This is a genomic window from Mangrovicoccus sp. HB161399 (genome assembly GCF_013184745.1).
GTDB lineage: Bacteria > Pseudomonadota > Alphaproteobacteria > Rhodobacterales > Rhodobacteraceae > Mangrovicoccus.
In genome coordinates this window covers 51,341-67,226 of record NZ_JAATVU010000027.1, presented here as the reverse complement: position 1 = coordinate 67,226, position 15,886 = coordinate 51,341, and the positions used below count along the sequence as shown (strand labels likewise).

The 15,886-nt window shown below is 67.6% G+C and carries 15 protein-coding genes, 1 tRNA gene and 1 pseudogene; 14 read left to right on the top strand and 3 right to left on the bottom strand.

From position 1 onward, the window contains the following. Positions 1-138 precede the first annotated feature (138 nt). The 5 genes from HCC78_RS16330 (at position 139) to HCC78_RS16310 (ending at position 5,604) form a co-directional block, all read left to right on the top strand. A complete protein-coding gene (locus tag HCC78_RS16330; RefSeq protein ID WP_172329851.1) occupies positions 139-1,395 on the top strand; it encodes a hypothetical protein in 1,257 nt (418 codons plus the stop codon). A 109-nt stretch (positions 1,396-1,504) separates the two neighbouring features. Next, entirely contained in the window at positions 1,505-3,199 is a 1,695-nt protein-coding gene (locus tag HCC78_RS16325; protein ID WP_172329850.1) for a chloride channel protein, read from the top strand. 87 nt (positions 3,200-3,286) lie between these two features. Beyond that, positions 3,287-3,592, top strand: coding sequence for an ATP-dependent Clp protease adaptor ClpS (locus tag HCC78_RS16320; RefSeq protein WP_172329849.1), 306 nt, complete (start codon positions 3,287-3,289; stop codon positions 3,590-3,592). A 125-nt stretch (positions 3,593-3,717) separates the two neighbouring features. After that, positions 3,718-4,854 carry a Ppx/GppA phosphatase family protein gene (locus HCC78_RS16315; protein WP_371743846.1) on the top strand — a complete coding sequence of 379 codons (1,137 nt, stop codon included), beginning with the start codon at positions 3,718-3,720 and terminating at the stop codon, positions 4,852-4,854. 9 nt (positions 4,855-4,863) lie between these two features. After that, positions 4,864-5,604, top strand: coding sequence for an RlmE family RNA methyltransferase (locus tag HCC78_RS16310; RefSeq protein ID WP_172329847.1), 741 nt, complete (start codon positions 4,864-4,866; stop codon positions 5,602-5,604). Positions 5,605-5,647: 43 nt separating this feature from the next. Here HCC78_RS16310 and HCC78_RS16305 read toward each other — a convergent pair whose 3' ends face one another. Both HCC78_RS16305 and HCC78_RS16300 read right to left on the bottom strand, forming a co-directional pair. Then, positions 5,648-6,748, bottom strand: a complete 1,101-nt coding sequence (locus HCC78_RS16305) for a calcium-binding protein (RefSeq protein WP_172329846.1) — start codon at positions 6,746-6,748, stop codon at positions 5,648-5,650. Positions 6,749-6,868: 120 nt separating this feature from the next. After that, positions 6,869-8,215: a calcium-binding protein gene (locus HCC78_RS16300; protein WP_172329845.1), complete on the bottom strand. Its 1,347-nt coding sequence runs from the start codon at positions 8,213-8,215 to the stop codon at positions 6,869-6,871. Positions 8,216-8,439: 224 nt separating this feature from the next. On the opposite strand from HCC78_RS16300, the gene HCC78_RS16295 reads away from it, so the two are divergent. Next, complete coding sequence (locus HCC78_RS16295) at positions 8,440-9,225, top strand: DUF2189 domain-containing protein (RefSeq protein WP_253949206.1); 786 nt, start codon at positions 8,440-8,442, stop codon at positions 9,223-9,225. Between the two features lie 81 nt (positions 9,226-9,306). Here the strand turns inward: HCC78_RS16295 and HCC78_RS16290 are convergent. Continuing rightward, a tRNA-Ser gene (locus tag HCC78_RS16290) sits at positions 9,307-9,397 on the bottom strand. Between the two features lie 137 nt (positions 9,398-9,534). On the opposite strand from HCC78_RS16290, the gene HCC78_RS16285 reads away from it, so the two are divergent. From HCC78_RS16285 to HCC78_RS16250, 8 genes and pseudogenes are all read left to right on the top strand, one after another. Beyond that, positions 9,535-10,353, top strand: coding sequence for a DUF2059 domain-containing protein (locus HCC78_RS16285; RefSeq protein WP_172329844.1), 819 nt, complete (start codon positions 9,535-9,537; stop codon positions 10,351-10,353). Between the two features lie 163 nt (positions 10,354-10,516). Next, a pseudogene (gene rplU / locus HCC78_RS16280) lies at positions 10,517-10,831 on the top strand (50S ribosomal protein L21); the annotation flags it as partial. Between the two features lie 39 nt (positions 10,832-10,870). Beyond that, positions 10,871-11,140: a 50S ribosomal protein L27 gene (rpmA, locus tag HCC78_RS16275; protein ID WP_172329842.1), complete on the top strand. Its 270-nt coding sequence runs from the start codon at positions 10,871-10,873 to the stop codon at positions 11,138-11,140. A 161-nt stretch (positions 11,141-11,301) separates the two neighbouring features. Next, on the top strand, positions 11,302-11,850 hold the full coding sequence (locus HCC78_RS16270; protein ID WP_172329841.1) for a GNAT family N-acetyltransferase: 549 nt from the start codon (positions 11,302-11,304) through the stop codon (positions 11,848-11,850). Position 11,851: 1 nt separating this feature from the next. Next, positions 11,852-12,382 carry a GNAT family N-acetyltransferase gene (locus HCC78_RS16265; protein ID WP_172329840.1) on the top strand — a complete coding sequence of 177 codons (531 nt, stop codon included), beginning with the start codon at positions 11,852-11,854 and terminating at the stop codon, positions 12,380-12,382. Between the two features lie 113 nt (positions 12,383-12,495). Continuing rightward, complete coding sequence (gene obgE, locus HCC78_RS16260; RefSeq protein WP_172329839.1) at positions 12,496-13,533, top strand: GTPase ObgE; 1,038 nt, start codon at positions 12,496-12,498, stop codon at positions 13,531-13,533. Further along, entirely contained in the window at positions 13,521-14,624 is a 1,104-nt protein-coding gene (gene proB / locus HCC78_RS16255; protein ID WP_172329838.1) for a glutamate 5-kinase, read from the top strand. Before obgE ends, proB begins: the two co-directional genes overlap by 13 nt. Then, positions 14,621-15,886: a glutamate-5-semialdehyde dehydrogenase gene (locus HCC78_RS16250; RefSeq protein WP_172329837.1), complete on the top strand. Its 1,266-nt coding sequence runs from the start codon at positions 14,621-14,623 to the stop codon at positions 15,884-15,886. Before proB ends, HCC78_RS16250 begins: the two co-directional genes overlap by 4 nt.

Here is a 15,886-nt window from a genome sequence, read left to right as displayed (position 1 = left end):
GGTGGCTTGGACCGGTCACCTGAAAAAGCTTGCAATTAACTAAAAAGGTAGCCATCCGCCGATATGTGGTAGTTTTTGACGCAAGGTAAGATTGTCCCGCCCGCCCGCAGGCAGATGGCCAGCCCGAGGACATCGCAGATGACGACTGCCGAGAAGAAACAGGCGAAACGCAGGGGCCGCCTCGCCGTCGGCTATCTCAAGCCGCATCTCCACAATCCCGAGATGCTCGTCCTCTACTACGCGAATCTCCTCGTGACGCTGCGCTGCGTCAGCGAAAGCGCGCGCAGGGCCGAGGAGGGCATCTTCCGGCAAGTGTGCAGCCTCCTGCAGGTCAGCCCGCGCACCGGGCCGGACGGCAAGCTGGAACTGGCCGAGGCGCCGGAGCAGCTGCCCGCCGGATTCGACTGGGTGGCCGGGCACGAGGCGGAGCTGCTTCTCGTCATGCTGAAGAGCGGTCCGGAACTCTGCGACGAGCTCGCCTGGGCAAAGGCCCAGTACAAGCGGGTGTTCGGCGAGGACTGCGACGTTCCCAAGGAGATGGCGGCACTGTGCGCGAAACTGGGCGAGAGCGCCTGCGGCGATGCCGAGGTCGACCGCGCGCGCCGCTACATCATCCGCCTCATGGCGCGGTTCCAATGGGAGAGCTTCGAGAAGCACATCAAGCGGGCCATCGGCATGCGCTACTCGCGCCGGGTGATCGTTGCCTCCTTCATGACGCTGACGGTCTTCATACTCGCGCTGTTCGGTTCGGACTACATCCAGGTCACCTTCTTTGCCTCGTTTTCCGGGAGCCGGTCCTTCACCGGCCTGTTCGTCGCCGCCGCGGCCGGGCTGCTGGGCGCGTCCTTCAGCCGCCTGACGGCGTCGACTGACGGGTTCGAGAGGCTCACGCTCGCGGCGGCGCGCCTGCAGGGGAGCCTCGGCATTCTCGCGGTGCGCCATGCTGTCGGCGTGATTGCCGCGGTGATCCTGTATTTCCTCTTCAAGGCCGGCGTTCTGGACGGCAGCCTGTTTCCCGATCTCGAGTTCATCGGCTTCGATGCCGTGCGGAACGAGGGCCTGCCCGCCGGCGTGGACCAGTCGACCCTGCAGGCGGCGCTCAGCAAGGTGATAAAGGATGCCGCGCCGCTGCTGGGTGCCGGGGCCGGGCTTTCGGACGTCCAGGTGGACTCCGTCGTGACGGCGCTGCGCGGGCAGGTGTTCGACGCGGCGAAATACAGCTCTCCATTCGCGCGCGGCCTGGTGCCCAATATCGATCTGGCGAAGCTGATGGTCTGGTGCTTCCTCGCGGGATTCTCGGAAAAGCTGGTGAGCGGCATGCTCCACCGGGTGGCAAAGGACGATGCGGCTGCAGCGCGGAGGCCGCCGAAGGGACCTCCGGGGCTGAACGCCTAGCGCAGCCCGCGGCAAGGGGCGGCAGGGCAAGGACGGTTCCGCGACAGACCGAGCCCTTTACACCGGACCCCGGCTCGGGTTCGCTTGGCACGGCAGATGCGGACACTTGATGCGGAGAAAGACCTTGGGCGGGCGGCACGGATTCCTTCACGATCAGCTGGAGGATGTCGCCAGCGCCTGGCGCGACGGCTGGTACGTCGTCCGCCACCGCGGGCCCGACCGCGTCCAGTTCTGGTTCATCGCGCTGATCGTCGGCACCGTCTCGGGCCTGGCCACGCTGGCCTTCCGCAAGGGAATCGAGCAGCTCCAGACCATCGTCTACACCACTTCCGACATCCACCTGCACAGCGCGGCGCGCGAGCTGCCCTGGTACTGGCTGCTGATCGTGCCGATCCTGGGCGGGCTCGTCGTCGGGCAGATCCTGCACCGGTTCACCCCGGACGGGCGGGTCCGCTCGGTCGCCGACGTGATCGAGGGCGCCGCGCTGCGCGACGGGCGGGTGGAGATCCGCGCGGGCATCGCCTCGGCATTCGCCTCGCTGATCACGCTGTGCACCGGCGGCTCCGCCGGCCGCGAGGGGCCGGTCGTCCACCTCGCCGGCACGATTTCCACCTGGGTTTCGGCGCGGCTCAAGGCCGACGGCATCACCGGGCGGGACCTGCTGGGCTGTGCGGTCGCGGCGGCGGTCTCGGCCAGCTTCAACGCGCCGATCGCGGGCGCGCTCTTCGCGCTTGAAGTCGTGCTGCGCCATTTCGCGGTCCATGCCTTCGCGCCGATCGCCATCGCCTCGGTGGCTGGAACGGTGGTCAACCGGCTGGAATACGGCAATGTCACCGAGTTCCGCCTGCCCGAGCCGGGCGTGCTGAACTTCTACGAGGAACTGCCGGCCTTCCTGCTGCTGGGGCTGGTCAGCGGGCTGGTGGCGGTTGCGCTGATGAAGTCGATCTTCTTCGCCGAGGGCGTCGCGGGCAGGGTCCAGGACGTCACGCGAATGCCCCGCTGGCTGCGTCCCGGCGTGTCGGGGGCGATGCTGGGCGCGATCGCGATCTGGTTCCCGCACATCATCGGCGTCGGCTACGAGACCACGGCTGCGGCGCTGACCGGGCAGCTGGCGCTCGGCACGGCGGTGGCCTTCGCGCTGGTCAAGGCGGCGGCGGTGTCGATCACCTTCGCGGGGCGCATGGGCGGCGGGGTGTTTTCCCCCTCGCTGATGATGGGGGCGCTGACCGGGCTGGCCTTCGGCCATATCGCCACGGCCGTCTTCCCCAATGTCTCGGGCAGCGAGGTGGTCTATGCGCTGGCGGGCACCGGCGCGGTCGCCGCCGCGGTTCTGGGCGCGCCGATCTCCACCACGCTGATCGTCTTCGAGCTGACCGGCGACTGGCAGGTCGGGATCGCGGTGATGACTTCGGTGTCGCTGTCTTCGGCGCTGGCCAGCCGCATGGTGTCGCGCTCCTTCTTCCTCACCCAGCTCGAACGCCGCGGGATCCGGCTGGCCGGGGGGCCGCAGCAATACATCCTCGCCATGTTCCGGGTGTCCTCGGTGATGCGCCCGATGGGCAGCCCGAACGCGCCGCCCCGCGAGGCGCTGGAGGAACTGCTGGCGCGCGGCATTGCCGTGGACCGCGGCGAGACCCTCAACCGCGCCATGCCGCTGTTCGAGGCGAGCGAGACCGTTGTCCTGCCGGTGATCCGCGCCGATGCGTCGGGCGAGCCGGAACTGGTCGGCGCGCTGCACCATCTCGACGCGCTCAAGGCCTATTCCCGGGCGCTGGCGGCAACGGCGGCCGAGGAGCATTCCTGACCGGCCCGCCCGCGGCGGCGTCACTGGATCGGAAGCGGCTGCCGTGATAGAAAGGGGACTGTTCTGCCATGCCGGGAGACCCCGAAGATGGAAGAGACCGAATTTCTGGCCAAGGCGAAGCCTAAGGCCAAGGCCGAGCGGCCGAAGCTCTACAAGGTGATCCTGCTGAATGACGACTTCACGCCGCGGGACTTCGTCACCTGCGTGCTGATGGCGGTGTTCCGGATGACCGAATCCGAGGCGCTGGCAGTGATGATGGCCGCGCATCGGCGCGGTGCCGCGGTGGTTGCGGTCTTCACCCGCGAAGTGGCCGAGACCAAGGCGCTGGCCGGGACCGAGATGGGGCGCGAACAGGGCTATCCGCTGGCCTTCACGACCGAGCGCGAGGAATAGGCAAGTGCCCGCGGCCCCGGTTTCCGGAGCGAAAACAGCCGATAACACGACAGTTGACCCGTTGCATGCTTGCAACGTGACCAGTTGGCGACTAGATTCGTGACCAACTTATGACATCGGAGGCAATGATGCCGCCCAAGCCGACCGGGGTTTCCGGGCTGGCGCGCAGGTCAGCGGCGCCACCGGTTCCCCATGACAACCGGGACGAGGTCTATGCGGCCCTCGACCTGGGAACAAACAGTTGCCGCATGCTACTTGCCCAGCCGCGGCTCGGCGGACTGGACGTCATCGACAGCTTTTCCAAGGCGGTGCAGCTCGGCATCGGCCTCGAAGGGAGCGGACGGCTGTCCCGTCCGGCCATCCAGCGCACCATCAACGCGCTGCGGATCTGCCGCAGGAAGCTGAACCAGCACAACGTCCGCCGGATGCGGCTGGTCGCGACCGAGGCCTGCCGCCGGGCCTCGAACTCGAAATCCTTCATTGAGACCGTCCGGCGCGAGACGGGGCTCTGCCTCGACGTGATCTCCGCCGAGGAGGAGGCGCGGCTGGCCGTGATCTCCTGCGCGCCGCTGGTCAATCCCGAGACCGAGCAGCTCCTGGTGGTCGATATCGGCGGCGGCTCGACCGAGCTCGTCTGGCTTGACCTGTCCGAGGTGGCGCCGGTGCGCCGCCGCGATGCGATACTCGACATGCACGGCGGCTCGCTGACCTCGGACACGGGGCAGGTGCGGGTGGTCGACTGGATCTCGGTGCCGCTGGGCGTCGCGACTCTGCGAGACCAGTTCATCGACGTGGAGGACGATTGCGGCTGCTTCGCCCTGATGTCCTGCCATTTCGAGGAGCATCTGCAGGATTTCATCCCCTATGGCCGCCCCCATGACCGCAAGGGATTCCAGATCGTCGGCACCTCCGGCACGATCACCACGGTCGCGGCCTCCTTCCTGGGGCTGAAGCGCTACGACCGCGGGCTGGTCGACGGGCTCGACATGACCTCGGACCAGATCAACGGTGTGATCCGCGAATACCTGTCGCTGGGGCCGGAGGGGCGCAGATGCGACCCGCGGATCGGCCGCGACCGGCACACGCTGATCATGCCGGGCGTCGCAATCCTGCAGGCCCTGCTGCGCACCTGGCCCACCGATCACCTGCTGGCGGCCGATCGGGGGTTGCGCGAGGGGCTGCTTTACGCGCAGATGCGCGCCGATGGCGTGATGGAGCCTGCGACGCCGAAGCCGGCGCTTGCGGCCGGCAAGACGATCTGAGGACCGAACGTGGCAAAGAAACCGGGAAGCAGCGGACGCGGACAGCGCGAGCTGCGGGTGAAGGTGAAGACGGCGCGGGGGCGCAAGCTGAGCTCCACGCTCTGGCTGGAGCGGCAGCTCAACGATCCCTATGTCCAGCGCGCGCGGCGCGAGGGCTTCCGCGGCCGCGCCGCCTACAAGATCTCGGAGCTTGACGACAAGTACCGGTTTCTCGTTCCCGGCGCGCGCGTGGTCGATCTGGGCTGCGCCCCGGGCGGCTGGTGCCAGGTGGCCGTGCAGCGGGTGAACGCGCTCGGCGAGAAGTCGGGCAAGCGCATCGGCACCGTTCTGGGCGTCGACCTGCAGGAGGTCGAGCCGATCGCGGGCGCCGATATCCACCAGCTCGATTTCCTGTCCGAGGGCGCGGACGACCTGGTCAAGGAGTGGCTCGGCGGCGAGGCGGATGTCGTCATGTCCGACATGGCCGCGGCGAGCTCGGGCCACAAGCAGACCGACCACCTGCGCATCATCGCGCTGGTCGAGGCCGCGGCGGAGCTGGCCTTCGATGTGCTGACGCCGGGCGGAACCTTCGTGGCGAAGGTGCTGGCAGGCGGGGCGGAGCAGGGGCTCCAGTCCATCCTGAAGAAGCGCTTCGACAAGGTCGCCCATGTGAAGCCGTCGGCCAGCCGGTCCGACAGCTCCGAGAAATTCGTGGTCGCCACCGGCTTCCGCGGACGCATCGAGGCAGAGGACGGCGGCGGCGAAGAGTGAGGCGGGGGCCTGAACGGCCCCGCGCCCGGCCCGCGCCTGTCCCTCAGGCGAAGATGAAGTCTTCGGCCGAGAAGAACTCCGCCGTCAGGTCGAAGTCGTTGTCCACGCGGATGTTCAGGCTGTTTTCCGGATCTCCCTCAGCGTAGATGTCGATGCTGACGCGGTACACGTTGTCGGTGTCGGGCTTCGAGAAGACGAGGTCATCGATCCCGGCCACGCCCCAGGCGGAAATGTCGATGCGGTCGGTGCCGCTTTCCCAGCCGTAGATCTGGTCGTGGCCGTTCTCTGCCGCCACGATGAACAGATCCGCTCCGGCGCCGCCGATGGCGAAGTCGTCGCCGCCGCCGAACCCGATCGTGTCGTCGCCGTCGCCGCCATAGACCATGTCGCGTCCCAGGCGCCCGGTCTGCGGGCCGTCTAGGAACAGGTCGTCGCCCTCGTCGAGATAGGCAATGTCCGGGCCGCCGCTGCCAAATACGGTGTCGTTGCCCGCGCCGCCGTGGCTGCTGTCCTGATACATGCCGCCGAAGATGCGGTCATTGCCGTCTCCGCCGTAGAGCGCGTCGACCCCCAGGCCGCCGAACAGGGTGTCGTCGCCGTCCCCGCCGTATATGCGGTCGATGCCGTCGTCGCCGTAGAGCCGGTCGTTGCCGTCGCCGCCGGAGATCACGTCGTCGCCATCGCCGCCATGGACCAAGTCATTGCCGCCGCCGGTGTCGATGTTGTCGAGATTGTCGCCGCCGTAGACGGTGTCGCGGCCGTTGGCGCCGTCCTGGTCGGTGTCCTCGTAGAAATCCGCGCCAACCCCCAGGTAGACGAGATCCGCGCCGAAGCCGCCGTTGACCGTGTCATGGCCGTCTCCGGCATCGATCGTGTCCCATTCGGCGCCGCCGGAGATCAGGTCGTCATCCGGTCCGCCGGAAATGGAATCCCGGCCTGCGCCGCCGGCGAGCTCGTCATCCCCGGCCAGGCCGAGGATCGTGTCGTTTCCCGCGAGCCCGTCAATGGTGTCGGCGGCGTCGGTGCCCTCGAGAAAGTCGTCGCCGCCGGTCGGGGCTGCCGCGGTTTCCGCCAGTTCCGGGATCAGCAGATCGAACGTCTCCGGAACGGGGAAGGTTGTGAGGGTGAAGGAATTGCGTGCCATGACGGACCTCCGCGGGTCTTCCGCAATGCGTTGAACAGGTGCACTCGGAACTGGCAGGCTACGGGCCCGCCGCATCCGCGCGGCGGGCCAGGTGGGCGGGCGCCGGGCGTCCGCCCCGGATCACGCGGCGGCGAAGACGAAGTCGCTCGCGTCGAAATCGGAGGCCGACAGCTCGTTCCACCAATCGGTGGCGTAGATCACGTCGGCCATGTCCGAGGCCCGGTAGATCTCGACGCCGCCCCAGCCGTCGCCGATGACGGTCAGCTCTTCGAAGCCGGTCACGCCCCAGGCGGAGACATCTATCAGGTCGGTGCCGTTCTCGAAATCCCAGATCTCGTCGTATTCGCTGTCCTCGGCGAAGATGAAGCGGTCGACACCGCCGCCGCCGATCACGGTGTCATTGCCGCCGCCGATATGGAACGCGTCCTTGCCGGACCCGGCCTCGACATAGTCGCCGCCGAGCCAGCCCATCTGTCCGCCGTCCCAGAAGACGTTGTTGCCCTCGTCCAGATAGACCTGGTCTCGGCCGCCGCCGCCCCAGACCGTGTCGTCGCCGTATCCGGCATAGACGATGTCGCGGTTCAGCCCGCCATGGACCCGGTCGTCACCGTCGCCGCCATCGATCTGGTCGAAGCCGCTGCCGCCGAAGATCAGGTCATTGCCGCCGCCGGTGTAGATGTAGTCGCTGCCCGACTCGCCATTGACGGTGTCGCGGCCGTTTGCGCCGTCCTGCCAGGTGTCGTCGTAGTAGTCGTCGCCGTCGCCGAGATGGACAAGGTCCGAGCCGAAGCCGCCATAGACGTCGTCGCTGCCGAGCCCCGCATCGATCACGTCCCATTGCGCGCCGCCAAGGATGGTGTCGCTGCCCGCGCCGCCATGGATCTCGTCGGCGCCGTCGCCGCCGTCGAGCCAGTCGGAATCCTGGTAGCCGTAGATCGTGTCATCGCCGCCGAGCCCGTAGAGCTCGTCGGCGCCCGCGGTGCCCTCGATGAAGTCGTCGGCATCCGAGGGCGGCGTCGCGGGGTCGGCCATGCTGAGCACGTACCCGCCAGTATAGTCCGAGAAGGAACCGGCCGCGACATAGACCGTCCCGGTATAGTCCGCCACGTAGCTGACGCGGGAATCGAGCCCGTCCCAGTCGTCGTTCTCGGCCAGGTAGCTGCCGGAGGAATCGTAGAGATAGAGATACGGGTCCTCCAGCGGCGCCGCGCTGCCGTCATCGCCGGTCAGGAAGAAGCTGTAGAGATAGCCGGATTCCACGGAAACGCCGTACCAGTCCCAGTCATCGCCGGGATCGACGGTGCCGTATCCGGGGCTGTCCGGCGCGATGGTGGCCGCCGTGGACGTGTCGTCCGGCAGGTCCGCGCCTTCGATGTAGGACAAGGTCACGGATTGGGGAAAAAGGCCGTCGTAGACCGTGGAAAATGACGTGTAGCCGATAGCCGAATAGGTCTGGACAACGCTCATGGCTTTGCCTCCCGAAATTGAAGGGCTTGCATCCGGAAATGGAGCAAGGCGAGTCTACACCCTTTCCTGAGCCATGAACATGACGCGGGGGGTAACGCATTCCGGTATTTATATGTGGCGGGGCGTCGCAGACCATTTGACATGCGCGCCGATTCCCGCAAACGCTGTGGCAAAACCGCACAGACGGTTGAGCGCCGCGCGGACGGATCAACGGGAGGTAATGCATGACACACATGGAGATGCAGGGGGGACCCCTGCCGCACGGAGCGCCGGAGCTGAGGCCGGTCAGCTGGCCGGTGGTGCGCCAGTGCCTGGGCCGGGGCTGGGACGATTTCAGGGCGGCGCCCGCCTTCGGCCTGTTCTTCGGGCTGGTCTACGCGCTCGGCGGCATCGCGATGTACGCGGTCACCGAGATCACCGGGCAGAGCTACTGGCTCATCCTCGCGGCCTTCGGGTTTCCGCTGATCGGTCCCTTCGCGGCGGTGGGCATCTACGAGGTCAGCCGCAGGCTGGAGCAGGGCGAGCCGCTCGACTGGCCGGGGGTGCTCGGCGTGATGCGGCGCGAGACCGGGCGGCAGATCCCCTCGCTGGCAGTGCTGGTGATGGGCATCTTCATAATCTGGATCTTCATGGCCCACATGCTCTTCGCGCTGTTCCTCGGCAAGATGACGATGGTCAACGTCTTCACTTCCTGGGAGGTGTTCCTGTCGATGAACGGGCTGATGCTGATCGCGATGGAGCTGGCGCTCGGCGGCGCGCTGGCGGCGCTTCTCTTCGCGGTGACGGTGTTCGGCATGCCGATGCTGATCGACCGCGAGGTGGATTACGTCACGGCGATCCTGACCAGCCTGGAAGCGGTGAAGAAGAATCCCCGCACGATGTTCGCCTGGGCGGGAATCGTGGCGGTGGCGCTCCTGGCGGCGATGGTTCCGATGTTCCTGGGGCTGCTCGTGGTGCTGCCGGTCCTGGGCCACGCAACTTGGCATCTCTATCGCGCGGCGGTGGGCTGAAAAGCAGTCGGGCGGCAGGACCTGCGTCCGCCGCCCGCATCTGAACCGTTCCAGTTTCGTCCTGAAGATCAGGAGGTTAACTGGCGGAGAGACAGGGATTCGAACCCTGGGACCCCCAGAGGGGGTCAACGGATTTCGAATCCGCCCCGTTCGACCACTCCGGCACCTCTCCAGTCAGTGTGCGGCTGCTTAAAGAAACGCCGCGGGAGCTGCAAGAGGGAAAGAAGCAGAAAATTCGCCTGCCTGAAAACTTGTCGCCCCGGGGCGCGCGGGCCTATCCTCGGGCGGAGTTGCAGGAGGTTCCCGCCCATGTTCGGACGCATGCTGTCCACCGCCCTTCTGGCCGCGGCTCTGCCCGTCTTCGCCTGGGCCCAATCCGGCGTCTCCGCCCGGGGCATCTTCGATGCCGTGCGGATCGGCGAGCTCCTGGACATCATGGCGGAGGAAAGCCGCCGCCATGGCGAGGAGCTCGACGCCTCCATGCTGCAGGGCCGCGGCGGCGCCGGATGGTCGCGCATCGTCGATGCGATCAACAGCCCCGCAGCCTGGGAGCCGCAGCTGATGGACGCCGTGTCTGCCCGGCTGGATCCGGAGGAGGCGGAGGCGGTGCTGGCCTTCTTCTCCTCGCCGCAGGGCGGGCGCATCGTCGAGCTCGAGATTTCCGCCCGCCGCGCGCTGCTGGAGGACGGGGTGGAAGAGGCCAGCCTTGCCAGGGTGGAGCAGCTCGAGGCCGAGGGCGCGCCGTTCTACGGCCAGGTGGCCCGCTTCGTCGAGGTCAACGGGCTGATCGATTCGAACGTGGCCGGGGCGCTCAATGCCAACATCGCCTTCCTCGACGGGCTGGGCGAAGGGATGGGCACGGCCGGACAGGGCGATCCGCTGGGCGATGTGATGGCGCAGGAGCCCGAGATCCGCGAATCCACCACCGACTGGGTCTACTCCTTCGCCGCGCTGGCCTATGCGCCGCTGGACCCCGCCGAACTCGACGCCTACATCGCCTTCAGCGAAAGCGGTGCCGGGCAGGCCTTCAACGCGGCGCTGTTCTCGGCCTTCGACAGGATGTTCCTGGAGACCTCCTACGCGACCGGCAAGGCCTTGGGAGGAATGATGACCTCCGAGGATTTGTGACCCTGGCCCGCGCTTGACATCGGGGGTGTTTTGCGGCATCAGGCGGCTTCCCGTCAGCCTGGCGGGAATTTCACAGCCGTAAGGCACGCCGTCCGATGGTGCGGAAACGCATGAACGCCGCTCTGCGGGACCTATGGACGCGAAACCGAAAAAGGGTAGACACATGTTTGCGGTCCTCAAGACCGGCGGCAAGCAGTACCGGGTCCAGAACGGCGACGTTCTGCGCATCGAGAAGCTGACCGCCTCCGCTGGCGAAACCGTCCAGTTCAACGAAGTTCTCATGATCGGCGGCGATGAGCTGGTGATCGGCGCGCCGCTCGTCGAAGGCGCGGTCGTCAAGGCCGAAGTCGTCGAGCAGGTCAAGGCGGACAAGGTCATCTCCTTCGTCAAGCGCCGTCGTAAGCACTCGTCGAAGCGCACCCGCGGTCACCGCCAGAAGCTGACCCAGGTGAAGATCACCGAAATCATCCCCGCCGGCGTCGCCGCGGAATAACCGAAGCACGAGGAGTACCTCCCCATGGCACACAAGAAAGCTGGCGGTTCATCCCGTAACGGTCGCGACTCCATCGGCCGCCGCCTCGGCATCAAGAAATTCGGCGGCGAAGCCGTCATCCCCGGCAACATCATCGCGCGCCAGCGCGGCACCCAGTGGTGGCCGGGCGAGAATGTCGGTCTCGGCAAGGATCACACCATCTTCGCGACTGCCGAAGGCAAGGTGACCTTCCACAAGGGCCTCAAGGGCCGGACCTTCATTTCGGTCCTTCCGGTGGCGGAAGCCGCCGAGTAAGCCGGACCCGGCAACGAGACAGGCAGGGGGATCGGCGGAAACGCCGGTCCCCTTCGCTTTTGGTAGCCGGGCGTTAACAGACTTGCGCCAGATTTCCGGCGGGGGCACTGCGCCGGCCGGTCCGGCGCCCGGTCCGCATCGCGGACCGATGGGAGGACAAGATGGAACAAACGACTCTCGACGCCCCGCGGGTGCTCCGGGCGGCCCGCTTCGACCTGCGGCCGGTCCGGCCGTCCGATGCGGGGCTCTGGGCGCTCTATGCCGGGGATGCGCGTGTGGCGAGCATGACCACCTCGATCCCGCATCCGCTGCCGCCCGGCGCGGCCGAGGCCTTCATCACGCGCGCCATGTCGCCGGCCCGGACGGAGGAGGTCTGGGTTCTCGACGGCAGCCGCGAGGGTCTGAGCGAGCTTCTGGGCATCGTCACGCTGGAGCGGATCGATGCGGGCAAGGCCGAGGTCACCTATTGGGTCGGTCCCGCCTTCTGGAACGCGGGCTACGCGTCCGAGGCGGTGGAGACGCTGCTGGAGTCCAATCCGCTCGATCTCGACACCATCTATGCTTCGGTCTTCCAGAGCAACCCGCAGAGCGCGCGGGTGCTGATGCATGCCGGCTTCGAATATATCGGCGATGCCGAGGCCTTCTGCGTCGCCCAGAACCGCATGGTCCAGACCTGGACCTACCTCAAGCGGCTGAAGCCCGCCGCCTGACATGGGTGCGCCGATCCGGACCGGGCGGCTCGTGCTGCGTGCCGCGCGGCCCGGGGACGAGGGCTGGATCCTCGCCGAGATCGCGCGCCCCGAGGTGCATCGATGGCTGCGCGGCGTGCCCTGTCCCTACCGTCCCGAAGACGCGGCCGACTGGGTGGCGCAGAGCGCGACCCTGCCGATGCGCCGGATCATCGAACGGGACGGCGCGCCGCTGGGCTCGGTCTCGCTGACCGGTCCGCTGGGCTACTGGCTGCGGCCCGGGGCCTGGGGGCAGGGGATTGCGACCGAGGCCGCGGATGCGCTGGTCGGCCTGCATTTCCGCCAAGGCGGCGGTCGGGTCCGGGCGGATGTCCATCTGGGCAACGATGCCTCCGCGCGCGTGCTGGCGAAGCTTGGCTTCCAGGAAACCGGCTGCGACGTCGCGCGGAGCGAATACTGGGGCACACCTGTGGAGATCCGCTGCTTCGAACTGGACCCGGCCGCCTGGCAGGCGCGCCCTGCGGATCTGGCCCCGGGATCGGTCCCGCTGTAACCTGCGGCCGCGCGGCACGAGTCGCCCGGCCGCGCGAAAATGCCGCTCCCGAGGCTTGAGACTCCGCCGCGGAGGGAGTATCGCCCCAGCAACTTCCGTTTCAAGGCTGTCCGATGAAATTCCTCGATCTTGCAAAAGTCTATCTGCGTTCCGGCTCCGGCGGCAATGGGGCCGTCTCGTTTCGGCGCGAGAAATTCGTGGAATACGGCGGTCCGGATGGCGGCGACGGCGGCCGCGGCGGCGACGTGGTCGTCGAGGCGGTGGACGGGCTCAACACCCTGATCGACTTCCGCTACCAGCAGCATTTCTTCGCCCAGAACGGCCAGGGCGGCATGGGCCGCCAGCGCACCGGCAAGTCGGGCGACGACATCGTGCTGCGCGTCCCGGTGGGCACCGAGATCCTCGACGAAGACGAGGAGACGGTGATTGCCGACCTCACCGAGCTGGGCCAGCGCGTCGTGCTGTGCAAGGGCGGCAACGGCGGCTGGGGCAACCTGCATTTCAAGACCTCCTCGAACCAGGCGCCGCGCAACGCCAACCCGGGCCAGCCGGGGGTCGAACGCACCATCTGGCTGCGTCTGAAGCTGATCGCCGATGCCGGCCTTCTGGGCCTGCCGAATGCGGGCAAGTCGACCTTCCTGGCCGCGACCTCGAACGCGCGTCCGAAGATCGCCGACTATCCCTTCACCACGCTGCACCCCAACCTGGGCGTCGTCGGCATCGACAACGCGGAATTCGTCATGGCCGACATTCCCGGCCTGATCGAGGGCGCGCACGAGGGCCGGGGCCTGGGGGATCTGTTCCTCGGCCATGTGGAACGCTGCGCGGTGCTGCTGCACCTGATCGACGGCACCTCCGAGACGGTGGCCGAGGATTACGAGACCATCATCACCGAACTGGAGATGTATGGCGGCGATCTGGCGCGCAAGCCACGGGTGACCGCGCTGAACAAGGTCGACTCGCTCGATGACGAGGAGCGTGCCGAGAAGCTTGCCGAACTGCGCGACGCGGTCGGCGGGCCGGTCTTCGCGATGTCCGGGGTGACCGGCGAGGGGCTCCAGGACGTGCTGCGCGCCGTGCGCGCGCAGATCGACGATGACCGGCTGCGGGAACGGAAATCGAAGGAAGAACCCGAAAAATGGCGACCCTGACAGGGGCACGACGCCTTGTCGTGAAGATCGGTTCGGCCCTGCTGGTCGACCGGGCGAAAGGCCTGCGCAAGGACTGGCTGGAAACCCTGGCCGCGGATGTGGCCTGGCTGCGCGGAACCGGGACCGAGGTGGTCCTGGTCTCGTCGGGGTCGATTGCGCTGGGACGCCGGGTGCTGGGCCTTCCAGACGGCGAACTGCCGCTCGAACAGGCCCAGGCAGCGGCTTCGGTCGGGCAGGTGCAGCTAGCGCGTGCCTACGAGGAAGTACTCTGGGCGCACGGGCTGCATTCCGGCCAGGTGCTGGTGACGCTGGCCGACAGCGAGAACCGCCGCCGCTATCTCAACAGCCGCGCGACCCTGAACCAGCTGCTGACGCTGGGCGTGGTGCCGGTGGTGAACGAGAACGACACCGTCGCCACCGACGAGATCCGCTACGGCGACAACGACCGGCTGGCGGCGCAGGTCGCCGTCGTGGCAGGGGCAGACCAGCTGGTGTTGCTCTCCGATGTCGACGGGCTCTACACGGCGAATCCGCTGATCGACCCCTCGGCGGTGCGCTTCGACGTGGTCGAGGAGATCACTCCGGAAATCGAGGCGATGGCCGGGGAGGGCGTCTCGGGCGTCTCCAAGGGCGGCATGATCACCAAGCTGATGGCCGCGCGCACCGCGACGGCGGCGGGCTGCGACATGGCGATCACGCTGGGCGCCCGCGACAATCCGCTGCGCGCGCTGCAGGACGGCGCCGCCTCCACCTGGTTCAAGGCGCAGACCGACCCTGCGACCGCGCGCAAGGCGTGGATTCTGGCGATGAAACCGCGCGGCGAAGTGGTGATCGACGCCGGCGCCCGAACCGCTTTGGGACGGGGCAAATCGCTGCTCCCCGCGGGCGTCCGCAACGTCGCCGGCAGCTTCGGCAGGGGCGAGCCCGTGACCATCCGCGACTCGGACGGAAACCGTGTGGGCGTTGGTCTTACAAGGTATACTTCGTCCGAGATCGGCGCGATTGCTGGACGACAATCTCGTGACATTGCCGAAATTCTGGGCTATTCGGGAAGGGCAGCGCTTATCCACAGGGACGATATGGTGTTATGAAGGATCTCGAAACGGTTTCCGAGTTGTTGGCTTCCATGGGTCTGCGCGCGCGGGCAGCTGCAATGGAACTGGCCGTTGCCGGTCCGGAACGCAAGCAGGCAGCCCTGAACGCCGCAGCAGATGCGGTTTGGGAGCGCCGCGCAGAGATCCTCGAGGCCAACGAGAAAGACCTGGAATACGGCCGCCAGAAGGGCCTGACGCCGGCGATGATGGACCGGCTCAAGCTGGACGAGGCCCGCATCGGCGGCATCGTCGACGGGCTGCGCACCGTTGCCGCACAGCCCGACCCGGTGGGCGAAGTGATGGACGAGTGGGACCAGCCGACCGGCATCCACATCCGGCGCGTCCGCACGCCGATCGGCGTGATCGGCGTGATCTACGAAAGCCGTCCCAACGTGACCGCCGATGCCGGCGCGCTCTGCCTGAAATCGGGCAACGCGGTGATCCTGCGCGGCGGCTCGGAGAGCTTCCACAGCTCGGGCGCGATCCATTCCTGCCTGCAGGCCGGGCTGCGCGCCGCCAAGCTGCCGATCGACGCGATCCAGCTGGTGCCGGTGCGCGACCGCGAGGCCGTCACCGCCATGCTGCGCATGACCGACCATATCGACGTGATCGTGCCGCGCGGCGGCAAGGGCCTCGTCGGGCTGGTGCAGCGCGAGGCGCGGGTGCCGGTCTTCGCCCATCTGGAGGGCATCTGCCACATCTATGTCGACCAGGCCGCCGATCCGGAGAAGGCCCGCAAGGTCGTGCTGAACGCCAAGACCCGGCGCACCGGCATCTGCGGCGCCGCCGAATGCCTGCTGATCGACCGTGCCTTCTTCGAGGAGCACGGCGCCGCGCTCGTCGAGGACCTGATCGCGGCGGGCGTCGAAGTGCGCGCCGATCCGGTGCTGCAGTCGGTGCCGGGCACGGTTCCGGCCGAGGACGGGGATTTCGGCAATGAATTCCTCGACATGATCATCGCTGCCCGGATCGTGGAGGGCGTGGACGAGGCGATCGCCCATATCCGCACCTACGGGTCGAACCATACCGACTGCATCATCACCGAGGATGACGCCGTGGCCGAGCGCTTCTTCGCCCGGCTCGACAGCGCGATCCTGATGCGCAACGTCTCCACCCAGTTCGCGGATGGTGGCGAGTTCGGCATGGGCGCCGAGATCGGCATCGCCACCGGCAAGCTTCATGCCCGCGGTCCGGTCGGTGCCACCCAGCTGACCAGCTTCAAGTACATCGTGACCGGCGACGGCGCGACCCGCGCCTGA

Coding starts and splice junctions, on each gene's coding strand:
- HCC78_RS16330 (WP_172329851.1), top strand. CDS start 139: ATGACGACTGCCGAGAAGAAACAGGCGAAACGCAGGGGCCGCCTCGCC.
- HCC78_RS16325 (WP_172329850.1), top strand. CDS start 1,505: ATGCGGAGAAAGACCTTGGGCGGGCGGCACGGATTCCTTCACGATCAG.
- HCC78_RS16320 (WP_172329849.1), top strand. CDS start 3,287: ATGGAAGAGACCGAATTTCTGGCCAAGGCGAAGCCTAAGGCCAAGGCC.
- HCC78_RS16315 (WP_371743846.1), top strand. CDS start 3,718: ATGATGCCGCCCAAGCCGACCGGGGTTTCCGGGCTGGCGCGCAGGTCA.
- HCC78_RS16305 (WP_172329846.1), bottom strand. CDS start 6,748: ATGGCACGCAATTCCTTCACCCTCACAACCTTCCCCGTTCCGGAGACG.
- HCC78_RS16300 (WP_172329845.1), bottom strand. CDS start 8,215: ATGAGCGTTGTCCAGACCTATTCGGCTATCGGCTACACGTCATTTTCC.
- HCC78_RS16295 (WP_253949206.1), top strand. CDS start 8,440: ATGACACACATGGAGATGCAGGGGGGACCCCTGCCGCACGGAGCGCCG.
- HCC78_RS16285 (WP_172329844.1), top strand. CDS start 9,535: ATGTTCGGACGCATGCTGTCCACCGCCCTTCTGGCCGCGGCTCTGCCC.
- rpmA (WP_172329842.1), top strand. CDS start 10,871: ATGGCACACAAGAAAGCTGGCGGTTCATCCCGTAACGGTCGCGACTCC.
- HCC78_RS16270 (WP_172329841.1), top strand. CDS start 11,302: ATGGAACAAACGACTCTCGACGCCCCGCGGGTGCTCCGGGCGGCCCGC.
- HCC78_RS16265 (WP_172329840.1), top strand. CDS start 11,852: ATGGGTGCGCCGATCCGGACCGGGCGGCTCGTGCTGCGTGCCGCGCGG.
- obgE (WP_172329839.1), top strand. CDS start 12,496: ATGAAATTCCTCGATCTTGCAAAAGTCTATCTGCGTTCCGGCTCCGGC.
- proB (WP_172329838.1), top strand. CDS start 13,521: ATGGCGACCCTGACAGGGGCACGACGCCTTGTCGTGAAGATCGGTTCG.
- HCC78_RS16250 (WP_172329837.1), top strand. CDS start 14,621: ATGAAGGATCTCGAAACGGTTTCCGAGTTGTTGGCTTCCATGGGTCTG.